This is a genomic window from Acinetobacter sp. 1424608 (genome assembly GCF_000588255.1).
GTDB lineage: Bacteria > Pseudomonadota > Gammaproteobacteria > Pseudomonadales > Moraxellaceae > Acinetobacter > Acinetobacter nosocomialis.
The window spans coordinates 1-11833 of record NZ_JFXL01000037.1 but is presented as its reverse complement, the minus strand read 5'-3'; the positions used below and the strand labels follow the sequence as shown (position 1 = coordinate 11833).

The following is an 11833-nucleotide window of genomic DNA, read 5'->3' as shown; positions in this document are numbered from 1 at the left end:
AATGAAAATTATTTCGATTAATCAATCAGTAAAAATCCACACAAGTTGTTCTTCAATTCTCTTAATGATCTTCTTCCTGGTTCGTCACCAGCAAGCTAGGTCGGCTATATTACTCTTAATCTCTTAAAAGTCAACAGGTAATTTCGATATTTTTAAAACTTATCTTTCAAACCAACTTAACATTAAATTCATCACTTAAAGTAACCAACTTAATCTCAAGTAACTGTTTTTCAACAAGTTTCTATCTGCATCACCGCCGATGGATGTGCATTATAGACCATTAACTTACCTTTGCAATACCTTTTTAACATCCCACGCACCAACCGATCATTTTTTAGGCTTTTTAGTCATTTTTCTATATTATTTGACCAATTTTACATTGATAATAGCTTATCGCTTCTGTATTAAAATATATCTCTATCCAACTGCATATTGAACAGAGCCTGGCTAGCGGTTAAGGAATTATATGAATTATTCTAATTTACTATTATCGAGCTTATTAACTGTGGGTCTTTATACCTCAGCACACGCTCAGGAAAATCTTACTGAAGAATCTGCCGCTAGTCCGGAAGATGCTACTTCGACAGAGGCTCAGCAGGGCCGTCCCCGCTCACAAATTATTAAAGACTTGAAAGCGCTAAAAGCTAAAGATTTAAAAATTAATGCAAACGCTGCTCAACCGGATACAGTAAAAGATCCATTACAGTCATTAAACCGTCCGATTTATTCTTTTAATGATATGTTGGACCGTAATATTCTTCGTCCAGTTGCAGTTCAATATAATGAGAAAACTCCAGAAGATGTACGTGGCTCTTATCGCCAATTCCGTAAAAATCTTGGAGAGCCATGGAATGCTGTTAACCAGTTAATTCAAGGACGCCCTGGACGTGCAGCAAAAACACTCGGCCGATTTACTGTTAATACATTAACAACTTTAGGTTTAGCTGACCCTGCTAGTCGCTTAGGCCTTCCGCCTGAAGATGAAAGCTTTGGTGTCACTCTTGGTTATTATGGCGTTCCTTCTGGGCCATTTTTAATGTTGCCTTTCTTTGGACCGAGTACATTACGTGATGGGATTGGCTTAGCTGTAGATTCTCAGGCTCGTCCACAAAAGTACATCATGGATAACCAAGATGGTCTTTACTGGTCAACTAATGTCTTACAGGCCATTGATACACGTGCTCAATATCTAGATTTGGATCAAACCATACAAGGTGATCAATATGCGATGATTCGCGATTTGTATCTCCAACGTAAGGCTTTCCAGATTGCTGAGAAAAAAGGTAATTCAGCAGACGTATCTTTTATTGATGATGACGAATCTGAAGATGTACCAGATGATAGTCAAACTAAAACTAAAAAATAATTAAAGAAGAAATCAAGGTATTGTACTCTTCATATAAAAAGGCAATACCTTGATTTTGATCATACATCCTCTATGATGGATAAAGTGATCTTGTAAAAGGACTACCATATCTTCTATGTATTTTATTAAACCGACCCGCTCTATCCCTTTCTTAGAGCAAGCTCTGGAAGCATTACCAGACTTACAAGTCATTCACATAGATGATCTCGATTTATATGATCCAACAATTATCGCAATTGCAGATGTACAAGATTTCCTGACTCATAAATGGCGTTTACCTACCATTGTGATTGCTTTTGAGCATGAAGGTAGTGCTTTAGCTCAAGCATGGGAAGCAGGTGCTCTTGCGGGATGGGTATGGAACCAGTTACCTCAAGATTTAAACAAGGCATTAACAAGGATTGATGCTCAATATAAACGCAATCAAGATAGTCGCGATTTACCTTCCGCCGCAGAATTGCAAAAACGTTTATTGCCAAATCCTATTGATATATTAAATTATGAAGTTGAAACTTTTTTTCAACCTTCCGCCTATCTATCAGGTGACTGGTATGATTATTGGAAATTAAATGATAAAGAGGTTTTATTCTATCTTGCCGATGTATCGGGACACGGTGTTACAAGCAGTTTATTAACTTCATGGATGGCTGCCTTTCATGGTCGTTCAAAAACACCGCGACAGTTGATTAAAAAATTAAATGGAATGTTAGTTCAAGAGAATATTGAAAAACATATTACAATTGTAGTTGGTATTTTAAATCTGGAAACACATAGCCTTCGGTGGTCTAGCGCAGGTCACTACCCTCCTCCAATTATTTTTGAACCTAATCAACCTCCAAAAATTTTAACAACTAGTAGCTTTCCTTTGGGTTTAACTGACGAACTAGAAGTTGAAGAACACGTTTGCACATTAAATCGTCATGCACGTTTCATAGTTTGTTCAGATGGAGCATTAGAACCATTTGATGGCGGATTGAATGATCAATTTCAACAATTGGTTCAACATTTGCAAAATCAATCATTCCAAGCCCCTGATCATGTTGCTGATGACATTGCCATCTTTAGTCTTTGTCGAATGAATTAATTTAAAAATCAAACAATTAAAAAATATACGACTTAAGGACTCTTGAGTCTGAGATGGCACTATGTGATAATTTTTCTATCCTTCTCTGAAAATGGCATTTATATGTCAACAGGTCATGTTGAATATGCAAGCTTAAATGGAACGCATATTTTCAAACTTATTGGTGAAGTGCGAGCCCATTCTTGTATAAGTCTAGACAAACTTTTAAACAGAATTGAACAGCAAGAGAATGTTGTTGGTGCAATCGTTGATTTAACCCAAACAACATTTATTGATAGTACTGTATTAGGTATCTTAGCTAAGCTAGGTTTAAAACTGAAACAGACTCATCATATTCAAGCTGTGATGCTATCTACCAATCCAGATATCACAACCTTAGCCAACAGCATGGGGCTAGGGCAGGTTTTTGTCATTCTGAATTATTGTGGCGATCCTAACGTTTGTACTTTAACGTTAACGGATGAACACATTACTCATAATGCGATGCTAAGAACTGTTCTGGATGCGCATAAGACATTGATGAAACTCAATGCAAATAATCAGAATATGTTTGAGCCACTTGTTAAGCAATTGCAGAAAGAACAAGATACGCTTGAACAAGTATCTGATAAGCAAAATGCCTAAATTTTATTGCTAATCGGGATTTGTATATGACTCTTGTTTCAGCTGTTCAAATGAATTCTCAAGATGACATTGAAAGCAACTTTCAAATAATTGAGTCATTGATTCAGCAAAGCAAGGCTCAAAATGCTAGCTTAATTGTTTTTCCCGAGAACTTTGTATGTTTCGCTGCTGGTAAACAGCGTGAAACAGCTGAGCAATTTGAATCGATCCAGCAAAGACTTGAAAAACTTGCGCATCAATATCAAATCTGGATTGTTGCAGGTACTCTGCCCTGCCCATTCCGTCCAGATGGATCTATCATTCAAGATGGCCGTGTGCGTACAGTAAGCTTATGTATCAGTCCTGAAGGTACAGAAGCACGATACGACAAAATACATTTATTTGATGTACAAGTTGGCGATGCTGTTGGTGGATATCAAGAATCCCGTTTCTTTGAGCCTGGAACAGACGTTGTAGTCACATCTACTCCTTTTGGCAATATCGGCCTAATGGTATGTTATGACTTGCGTTTTCCCGAGTTAGCTTTAACCCTCAGACAACAAGGCGCTCATCTATTGACTGCTCCAGCAGCATTTACCTATACAACAGGACAAATGCACTGGCAGCTGTTGTTGCAAGCACGTGCAATGGATAGCCAATGCTATGTTTTAGGAGCGGCACAACAAGGTTGGCATGGGGAAAAACGTCAAACTTGGGGACATGCAGGAGCAACTGATAGCCGTGGACAAATTTTAAGTATGATTGAACATGAAGGTAATGGTTTAATTACTGTACCTTTTGATTTAGCTGCTCAAGAACTTGTTCGCACTTCAATGCCTTTAATGACTCATCGTAAATTAATTCACTATTAAAAGCTTAATTATTCATGTGGAAATACTTATTTAGCATTTTTTGCTTAGGGGCAAATATTCACTGTTACGCAGCGGATTTCGGTGCAACAAATCATTTTGTTTCTCCAAATTTACAGCTTAAACAAAATACTTTTCCACCTACTCCAAAAAATATTCCTCTTCCTGCTTTTGGGCAACGAATTATTGGCTGGGGAACTGGTGCTGAAGGTGCAAGACAACGTTTAGAAAATATTCAACCAGCTGATGTTTCTATGATAAAAAAACAAGGCACAACCTTGGAAATGATTACAGCTTGGCAGGATTTTTACGAACAAGAGCAACAACGCGATGAGAACAATCCAACTGCAAGATACCGTGCTCGTTTAATGAAAAAAATTGCTGACCTCTGGTAATTGTTTCAAATTCATATTTTAAGTTAAAGAGTAATCCTTTGATTACTCTTTTTTTTGCGTTATCTGATTTTTATCAATAACTCAAAATTATGAACATTTAAGAAATTAAACATAAAGCGATATACTAGAAAAGCACCCATTAGTTTTCTGAGGAATATATGGACCAAGACTGTCAAAACTTAAAGCTTGAGAATCAATTATGTTTCCTCATTTATTCAACAAATTTAGCTCTTAATCAACTTTATCGTAAACTTTTAACTCCATTAGGTATTACCTATCCTCAATATTTGGTGATGTTGGTTTTATGGGAAAAAGATGAGATTACTGTTTCAGAAATTGGCAGCAAGTTATTTTTAGAGTCCTCCACCTTAACACCAATTTTAAAAAAACTAGAAGCACTGCAATTTGTTAATCGTACTCGTTCAAAAGAAGATGAACGACAAGTAATTATTACGTTAAGCGAAAATGGGAAAAAACTTAAAGAACGGGCAGTGAATATTCCAGCTCATATATTGGAAGCAAGTTCTTGTGATATGACCACGTTACTCGGCCTAAAAGATCAACTGACACAGCTTCGTACAAATATAGCTAAATAATCACCACTTTTTTTACAAAATTAACTTGTCAAAATATTTAAGTCGTGTACGATATATTTGTATTCAATTTAATTTAGGAATAAAAAGATGTCTTTAGAAAAAGTTGTGTATCGTGCAAAAGCTAAAGCAACTGGTGGCCGTGATGGTCGTGCAACTTCATCAGACGGTGTATTAGACGTACAACTTGGTGTGCCTAAAGAAATGGGGGGCGCTGGTGGTGCTGTAACCAACCCAGAACAATTATTTGCAGCTGGTTATTCAGCGTGCTTTTTAGGCGCTTTAAAATTTGTTGCTAACCGCGATAAATTCAACATTAGCAAAGATGCTTATGTTGAAGGTGAAGTTGGTATTGGTCCAATTCCTACAGGTTTTAGTATTGAAGTTACTTTAAATGTTTATTTAATTGGTATGGACCGCGAAGAAGCTGAAAAATTAGTTGCAGCAGCTCATATTGTTTGTCCATATTCAAATGCGACTCGTAACAATATTGATGTAACTTTTAATATTGTGACTGAATAATTATTCATATTAAAAAATGCCCGAATATTATCGGGCATTTTTTATATCTTTCGTATTATGCTTCACTTGCTTCATTAGTTACACGAAGTACTTCTTCAAGTGTAGTTTTGCCTGAGAGCACTTTACGCAAGCCATCATCTCGAATAGAACCAGAATACTGACGGGCATGATTTTCTAATTCAAACTCTGCTGCATTACCATGAATGAGTCGGCGCATAGGTTCATCAATAGGTACAATTTCATAAATCGCTGTACGGCCATTAAACCCTAAGTGGGAACATTGCTCACACCCTTGAGCTTCCGGTAACTTTAAAGTTGGCTCATGTGAAATATGCTGAAAAACCTGCTTTTCAAAAGTATCGGCTTCACGCCATGTCATACAATGTGGACATAAGGTACGAACCAAACGCTGAGCAACGACCCCAATTAAAGAACTTGAAAGTAAGAACGGTTCAATTCCCATATCTTTAAGACGAGTAACCGCACCAATAGCAGTATTGGTATGTAGTGTCGATAAAACCAAATGACCTGTTAATGATGCTTGCACTGCAATTTCAGCAGTTTCTAAATCACGAATCTCACCAACCATTACAACATCTGGATCTTGACGTAACATTGCCTTTAAAGCACGAGCGAATGTCATATCCACTTTGGTATTAACTTGTGTTTGCCCTATGCCTTCAAGTTGATATTCGATTGGGTCTTCGGCAGTTAAGATGTTGCGTGTATTATCATTTAAATCAGATAAAGCTGCATATAAGGTAGTGGTTTTTCCCGAACCCGTAGGACCTGTAACTAAAATAATTCCGTGTGGACGATGCACCAATTGAGTTAAACGCTCATAGTCATTTGCCATTAAACCCAAGTGAGTCATATTAAGGCGACCCGCTTGTTTATCAAGCAAACGCATAACAACTCGCTCGCCATGAGACGAAGGCAAAGTAGATACACGCACATCCACTTCACGTCCAGCAAGTCGTAAAGAAATACGTCCATCTTGCGGCACACGCTTTTCGGCAATATCTAGTTTCGCCATAACTTTAATACGTGAAACAAGTAACGGTGCCAACTCACGGCGCGGCTGTACAATTTCACGTAATTGACCATCTACCCGCAAACGAACCGATAGCTTTTTTTCAAAAGCTTCAATATGGATATCAGAAGCACCAACTCGAATCGCCTCTGATAGAAGTGCATTGATCAGACGGACAATAGGCGCGTCATCTTCTTGGTCCATTAAGTCTTCTGTTTCAGGAACCTGATCGGCCAAACTCAATAAATCTGGATGATCTTCTAGACCTGCTGCAACTTGTTGCGACTCCCCTGTGTCACCAGCGTAACTCGTACTTAATAAGCTATTAAACTCTTGTTCAGTACATAGCTGATAATGTGCAGGCTTCCCCAAAATTCGTCTTGCTTCCTGCAATGCAATTTTTTCTGTATTTTGACGTCTAACAATAAAAACTTGATCACCGTCATAACGAAATAAAACACCATGACGCTTGGCAAAACTATATGGAACTTGTATTTGTTTCAATATTTGCATCACAATTTATAATGATGAGTAAGATGATTTTGAGTGTACTCTAAGCAGATTACAGCGTGAAGTCTGTTTAACAACTCGGTAGAGGAATTTTACGTCTTGTTTGAAAATAATGAATATCAGCCTCGCCCCCAGAATTCTTTAAAATGGTGGGGTGAACAGCACTTTGAAATTAACCAGTCGAAAGCATGGCAATTCGGTTCAATGCTCTTTCGTTTAACGCGGGGCATAAAAGAATGGCGTATCGAATATTATCGTCCCACTCTCCAAGATGATAATGAACAAGATTGGCACATTATCTCGGATGCAAATTTTGGTTTCCCCCATACTGTTCAAGTCGAACGTTACATGTTTAGAAAAACTAATCCGAAGTTTCTACTCATGCCACGTTTGGCGGACCGATCTGTTGTGATTAAACCTGTTGATCCAATTTATATTCCAGCAGGTCAGCGAGGGACTCTTTATATTAGTACTCCTTTATGGATTGCAGGTTTAGTTGAAAGTCAGCATGAACCTTTATTTGAGATTCCTGTAATTCAGCCTAAAGATACATGGTTTGGACCCAATGCACAGCAAGGTGAAATTTGCTATGCCACCTCTGTTGATGGACGTACCGATTTAAATCTATTAACACCACGTGCTTTTAGAGCAGTTACGCCGATTGATTTTCACAATACCAGTAATCATCAATTACGCTTTGATCGTATGAATGTTCCGGTTACTGCCCTACCGCTATTTTATAGTGAAAGTACGGGACGCTTATGGACCTCACAGATTAAAGTTTATTATGAAGGGTCTGACCGCCCTGCCCGCATTCGTATTGAAAACCGTACACCGCCTCTTGCAGGTGAGGTGACTTACGTACATCCCCCACGTTCACCTGGCGGTGCACTATTTAATATGTTTGATTCATTTTTCTAAGGGGGTTTTATGGCTGATTCAAATATTCCTAGAGATATCGCTGATAGCCTCAAAAGTATATTCACCAATATTAATACCGAACGTATCAGTGAAATTTTAGTCGGTGTTGTGCTTTGTTTTATTGGTTTTGTCCTTGCCCGTATTATTTCCAATACATTTATTAGAACCGTTGGCTCACGTTTTAATGCTCATCAGCGTCTGGTATGGCGCCGCGGTATTTTCTATTTTATTTTCTTACTCTTCATTATGACGAGTTTAAAAGAAGCCGGTTTCAAACTTAGTGTATTCCTAGGGGCAGCGGGGATCTTAACAGTAGCGCTCGGTTTTGCTTCACAAACCTCTGCCAGTAACTTGATTAGTGGTTTATTTTTGATTGGTGAAGGTTCATTTGAAGTCGGTGATACTATTCAAATCACCCTCATTCGTGGCAATACCATCGAAGGTGAAGTCATCTCAATTGATTTGCTTTCAGTAAAATTACTTACACTCGACAACGTCTATATTCGTTTACCGAATGAACAACTTATTCGTGCCCCTGTACACAACTTATCTAAATACCCGATACGCCGTATTCCAATTACACTCGCCATTAACTTTCATGAAGACATTATTAAAGTCCGTGAGGTTCTACTTAACGTCGCAGCAAATTACCCACTCGTGTTAGATGACCCAAAACCTGCGGTTACAGTAACTGCATTTAGGGAATCATCGATTGAGCTTTTATTTGCAATGTGGTGCCGCCAAGAAAATTCTTTAAAAGTTCGAGATGAAATGCAAGAACGTATCCGAAATGGCTTTTTAGATAACCAAATTGAGATTCCTGTTCCTAAAATGGGATTAATTGATCGACCATCTACTATTTTTGCTGAAGACGATATCGATCAATACAGTAATCAAAAAGAGTTAAAAAGAGAGCCTAAAGCTTAGGCTCTTGATTCTTCTTTACAGAGGATGATGGTGGTAATGGTGCAAGATAAGCAATAATCAGCATTACCCCACCTGCTCCAATAAATGAAATAACTCGAGTTAACGTTGCACTTTGCGATAGATCAAGCAAAATCAGCTTTAATACAACAATCCCTAAAAGTGCAGCGCCTACAAACCAGAGTTGACGAATCATTTTTCGACTAGAGAATGTCGTCAATACAAATGCCAAAATAACCCAAAGTAAGGTCAAACTTAGCTGTACTACACCATTTGTCCAAATTGAAGCACTCCATAGCGGTGTTGCCCAGTAATGGTGCAAGCCTCGAACGACTACACTACTAAATACCAGTAAGCCCACTAAAATTGTTGTAATTTTAAAAGTCCACTCCAGTGACTTATCTTGATCAAAATCATGTTGATAAATAATAAAAAGTAAGCCTGCAAATACCGCAATTGAAAGAAAGTCCGTTAAGTTAATTAAAGGAATAAAATAAAGGTACTCGGCAGAATGGCTATCAATACTCACCGCAAGCAACCACAGTAAGCTTAAACACCACACCGGAATTTGATGCAATAGTGTCGTTTTATGAGTTTTATAAGCCCAAAGCGAATAAGCCACAGGAACAAAAGCCAAAGCCACAATTGGCATTTTTGGAAAAATAGCCACGCCAACTATTGCTAACGCTAACCAGCTTAAACCAGCCCAGACTTTTAAGTATCCAGACTCACCCGTCTGTGGTTGAGCCATAATAAATAAGCCGCTAAGAATAATTGTAGCGACTAGGAAAGTAGTTTGCTGTAATGAGTCTCCCCATTTAAACAATGTAAATACTTGACTAACAGAGACCTCCCCCAAAACTAACAACAGTAACAGGCTAATTAAAATTAACTGCAAACTCTGCCATTGCACACGTAATTTATAGTGTACGACTGCACTAAATATTGCGATTAGGGCTACAGCGAAGATCAAATACGGACTTAAACCATGATGATGCCATGCCATTATTTCTATACCAGCTACGGCGCCCGCATACATACCTAAGCATAAGAAAATACCGCTAAACATACTTGCGCTAAAATAGCGTTGCTCTTTACTGTTGTATTGCAATAAATAAAAAGCAGAAATGAATTGAGCAATTGCATAAATGCTAGTGCTTAGCGTTGGAAACTTTTCATTTGCCCAAACCTGATAAAACAGTGCAAGTGAACTGAGTAAAACTAAAACTACGCCAATATATCGGCTTAAACGATAGCGCTCAGTTACTCCCCAAACGATTAAAGCCGTACCTTGTGCAACCCAGCCAATAGCAGTCCAGTGCGCCCCTTTTGCGAGTGGAAAAATTAAGGCAAAAAAAGCAACCGCGAGTATAAAAAAACTTTTTGCAAGAACTGAAAGTTGTGGATGGTTTTTTTTAATCCAATAAGTTAATACCGCATAAGTACACGCTAATACAGCAGCACCAATCGTCAAAGCTTGGGTCGACTCATGAACTAAATAAGCATGAAGTGTAAAGCCTAATACAGGAACACTAAAAATAAGGCCAACATCTAAGAGTGGAGGTACACGAATCCCCTCTTGTTTTTCATGTGCTGAAACCCGAGATATATTTTGGCTATAACGAACACTTAACCAAATAAACAAGGCAATATGACACCATAAAATCCAGTCTAATGTGCCAAATTTTGCTGGCTCGGCATAAAATGCGATTGCACTACCACCAATAAACATTGTGGCAAAGAAAGCAATTTGATTTAAAACTTTCCATGGCTGAATAAAGTTAACGGCAGCGACCGCAAGATTAATGACAAAATAGTAACTAAATAGAAAAATCACATCAGGACGATATTGCGGAATCACTAAAGGAGCCGCATAAGCCATACCGAGTGCCAGTATTGCTAAATAAATGGCTTGTTGTTTTAAGCTCAGGAATACCGTAATTGATAATAAAATAGCAAATAAAATACTCGCTGTAGTTAGACTTGCGATTACACCGAAATGATGCGAGAACACAAGCGTTAGAAAGACAATCGCTAACCCGACACCTTGCAACGCCACAGCAAATAACTGGTTTTTCTTTTGCAAGGTATATCCAAATGCTGTTAATACACCTCCTGCAATGGCAATAAAACCAAGTTTCACACCTAAGCTCAACTGCCAATGCTCACTGGCAAAACGCAGTAAAAGCACCACCCCAACCATAAGCACAGCAACAGCAACCCTTAAAATTGGATTACCATGAATCATCCAATCGACTGCTGGTTGCCACCATGCAGTGGTCTGTGTACGAACTATTTGTTCTTCTTGATTTAATGCTATTGTTTCAGGTAAAGCTGGCTCGGTAATATTGTTTGGATCAACTTGCTCTAATACAGGTGTGATCGCTTCTGTATGTATAGATTCATTTACATTTACTGTTTGCTTGGCTGTCTCGAGGAACAATAGACGAGTATGAAATGTACTAATAGTTTGAATCAAACATAACAATAAAACCAGTAATGCCCCACCAGCAATCCACATCCAATGATTGATATAAGCAACTAATGCAACTAAAGCAGCCGCATAAATGACTGTGCGTTGTATGTGAATAGAATAAAGTGGGGTTCTCTGCCGAGAAAACTGTTGTTCTAAATGAGTTAAACGTTGATGTAGATTTGATAACGACTGAACTAGTATGACAGTTAGAGCAATAGATAAAGCAACAACGGCACTCTGAAATTTAAAACCGAGCCTGTAAATTATTTTGTGTAAGTTCCATTTTTTATAAATGATCTTTTAATCGATCATCGAACTGAATCGTAAACCAATTCATTGCTAAACGCCAATTTTGAATTGGCATCGTCCATTTCTTCGCAGCATTTGATGTTGCTAAGTAAATGACCTTCTTTACTGAGTCATCAGATGAAAAGATTTTCCTTTTCTTCGTTGAATGGCGTATTACGCTATTCAACGACTCAATCGCATTTGTTGTATAAATAGCATGACGTATTTCGGCTGGATAGCTAAAGATCG

At 38.1% G+C, this 11833-nt stretch carries 11 protein-coding genes and 1 pseudogene; 9 read left to right on the top strand and 3 right to left on the bottom strand.

Translation table 11 applies throughout. The features are described from left to right. The first annotated feature begins 466 nt into the window (after nucleotides 1–466). The 7 genes from J678_RS22520 to J678_RS22490 all read left to right on the top strand — a co-directional run bounded on the left by J678_RS22520 (nucleotide 467) and on the right by J678_RS22490 (nucleotide 5432). Complete coding sequence (locus J678_RS22520) at nucleotides 467–1366, top strand: VacJ family lipoprotein (RefSeq protein WP_004883104.1); 900 nt, start codon at nucleotides 467–469, stop codon at nucleotides 1364–1366. A gap of 115 nt (nucleotides 1367–1481) precedes the next feature. After that, nucleotides 1482–2450: an RsbU family protein phosphatase GigA gene (gene gigA, locus J678_RS22515; protein ID WP_017393767.1), complete on the top strand. Its 969-nt coding sequence runs from the start codon at nucleotides 1482–1484 to the stop codon at nucleotides 2448–2450. A 102-nt stretch (nucleotides 2451–2552) separates the two neighbouring features. Then, nucleotides 2553–3074 carry an anti-anti-sigma factor GigB gene (gigB, locus tag J678_RS22510; RefSeq protein WP_000103065.1) on the top strand — a complete coding sequence of 174 codons (522 nt, stop codon included), beginning with the start codon at nucleotides 2553–2555 and terminating at the stop codon, nucleotides 3072–3074. A gap of 26 nt (nucleotides 3075–3100) precedes the next feature. Beyond that, nucleotides 3101–3925, top strand: coding sequence for a carbon-nitrogen hydrolase family protein (locus J678_RS22505; protein WP_004710517.1), 825 nt, complete (start codon nucleotides 3101–3103; stop codon nucleotides 3923–3925). 14 nt (nucleotides 3926–3939) lie between these two features. Beyond that, a complete protein-coding gene (locus tag J678_RS22500) occupies nucleotides 3940–4317 on the top strand; it encodes a DUF4951 domain-containing protein (protein WP_002054542.1) in 378 nt (125 codons plus the stop codon). A 158-nt stretch (nucleotides 4318–4475) separates the two neighbouring features. After that, a complete protein-coding gene (locus J678_RS22495; protein WP_004710519.1) occupies nucleotides 4476–4913 on the top strand; it encodes a MarR family winged helix-turn-helix transcriptional regulator in 438 nt (145 codons plus the stop codon). An 87-nt stretch (nucleotides 4914–5000) separates the two neighbouring features. Further along, entirely contained in the window at nucleotides 5001–5432 is a 432-nt protein-coding gene (locus tag J678_RS22490; protein ID WP_000051124.1) for an organic hydroperoxide resistance protein, read from the top strand. Nucleotides 5433–5487: 55 nt separating this feature from the next. On the opposite strand, the gene gspE is transcribed toward J678_RS22490, so the two are convergent. Further along, a complete protein-coding gene (gspE, locus tag J678_RS22485; RefSeq protein WP_016805398.1) occupies nucleotides 5488–6978 on the bottom strand; it encodes a type II secretion system ATPase GspE in 1491 nt (496 codons plus the stop codon). Between the two features lie 96 nt (nucleotides 6979–7074). Here gspE and J678_RS22480 point away from each other — a divergent pair, with 96 nt between their 5' ends. Both J678_RS22480 and J678_RS22475 read left to right on the top strand, forming a co-directional pair. Continuing rightward, complete coding sequence (locus tag J678_RS22480) at nucleotides 7075–7896, top strand: hypothetical protein (RefSeq protein ID WP_002054549.1); 822 nt, start codon at nucleotides 7075–7077, stop codon at nucleotides 7894–7896. 9 nt (nucleotides 7897–7905) lie between these two features. Then, entirely contained in the window at nucleotides 7906–8823 is a 918-nt protein-coding gene (locus J678_RS22475; protein ID WP_004883114.1) for a mechanosensitive ion channel family protein, read from the top strand. Here J678_RS22475 and J678_RS22470 read toward each other — a convergent pair. Together J678_RS22470 and J678_RS0104735 are read right to left on the bottom strand one after the other, a co-directional pair. Beyond that, nucleotides 8813–11551 (bottom strand): annotated as a pseudogene (locus tag J678_RS22470) (DUF2339 domain-containing protein); the annotation flags it as partial. The gene J678_RS22475 and the pseudogene J678_RS22470 overlap by 11 nt on opposite strands. 31 nt (nucleotides 11552–11582) lie before the next feature. Further along, nucleotides 11583–11833, bottom strand: a 251-nt coding sequence (locus tag J678_RS0104735; protein WP_002055036.1) for an IS256 family transposase, incomplete at its 5' end; no start/stop codon positions are given.

Bases quoted from the DNA above. Each gene is read 5' to 3' on its own strand.
- J678_RS22520 (WP_004883104.1), top strand. From the start codon at position 467: ATGAATTATTCTAATTTACTATTATCGAGCTTATTAACTGTGGGTCTT.
- gigA (WP_017393767.1), top strand. From the start codon at position 1,482: ATGTATTTTATTAAACCGACCCGCTCTATCCCTTTCTTAGAGCAAGCT.
- gigB (WP_000103065.1), top strand. From the start codon at position 2,553: ATGTCAACAGGTCATGTTGAATATGCAAGCTTAAATGGAACGCATATT.
- J678_RS22505 (WP_004710517.1), top strand. From the start codon at position 3,101: ATGACTCTTGTTTCAGCTGTTCAAATGAATTCTCAAGATGACATTGAA.
- J678_RS22500 (WP_002054542.1), top strand. From the start codon at position 3,940: ATGTGGAAATACTTATTTAGCATTTTTTGCTTAGGGGCAAATATTCAC.
- J678_RS22495 (WP_004710519.1), top strand. From the start codon at position 4,476: ATGGACCAAGACTGTCAAAACTTAAAGCTTGAGAATCAATTATGTTTC.
- J678_RS22490 (WP_000051124.1), top strand. From the start codon at position 5,001: ATGTCTTTAGAAAAAGTTGTGTATCGTGCAAAAGCTAAAGCAACTGGT.
- gspE (WP_016805398.1), bottom strand. From the start codon at position 6,978: ATGCAAATATTGAAACAAATACAAGTTCCATATAGTTTTGCCAAGCGT.
- J678_RS22475 (WP_004883114.1), top strand. From the start codon at position 7,906: ATGGCTGATTCAAATATTCCTAGAGATATCGCTGATAGCCTCAAAAGT.